Below are 895 nucleotides of genomic sequence, written 5' to 3' on the forward strand. Positions count from 1 at the left end.
TAGAGGCTAGAGTCTAGAATCTAGAATCTAGAGGCTAGACTAAAAATAGTCAACTCTAATCAGGGAAGTTCACGAAGACGAAGATGAAGATGAAGATGAAGATGACGTAGGACGATTTAGATTTGAGGTGTGAGACGTGAGATTTGAGACTGGTTTCAGGAAACAGGATTCATGAAATGACAAGACCGAAGACGAACTCGCTCCCCTTTGGGAAACAGAGGCTAACCTTATAGTTGAATTTCAAAATAACACACATCGGCATTGTGATAATGGGATGGCAGCTGTGAAGAATCGCGAATCTTTTTCATTTCCAAGAAATTAAAGCCACTGCGGGTATAGTGTTTAATAAGACGCTGATTATTGCCGCAGGTATCCATTCTGATATACTGTTTTTTGTGTTCAGCAGCGTAGGTCTTCGCCCAAGTAACAATGGTCTTTACAAAATCATTACCCCTAAAGTCGGGGTTTGTAGCAATGCGGTGGATATAAATAGAATCTTCATTATCTGCTTCCTCCCATATCTGCGGGTCGCTATAAGTAATGGCCCACACGCAAGCAACTTGACCGTCTATTACTATTTTAAACTGTCGCTTCTCTAGCACTTCCGTTTCCACCATCGCCCTATCAAATTCTGGCCAAAGGTTGTCTGGAAACGTTATTTTTTGATATTCGGTAGCTAAGCGATAAAGTCTAAATATTTCAGGGATATCTGCTGGGCTGCTATTGGTTATTTTCATTGTCACTTTTTTTATTTGGAAACAAACATAGTGTTTAATGTGGGAAGAAGAAAGACGTAGGACGTATGACAATTGTATGACAACTCACGATTCTCAAATAATTGGCATTTGTTAATAAATAATCTCAGTAACAATCAAGACGCTACTTCCCCCCACTT

General features: G+C 39.8%; 1 protein-coding gene. It reads right to left on the reverse strand.

Annotation, left to right across the window (positions count from 1 at the left end; genetic code table 11):
- Positions 1 to 227: 227 nt before the first annotated feature.
- On the reverse strand, positions 228 to 737 hold the full coding sequence (locus K8089_RS16160; protein WP_237604320.1) for a GNAT family N-acetyltransferase: 510 nt from the start codon (positions 735 to 737) through the stop codon (positions 228 to 230).
- Positions 738 to 895 lie beyond the last annotated feature (158 nt).

The organism is Aequorivita vitellina, assembly GCF_022008365.1.
GTDB classification, from domain to species: domain Bacteria; phylum Bacteroidota; class Bacteroidia; order Flavobacteriales; family Flavobacteriaceae; genus Aequorivita; species Aequorivita vitellina.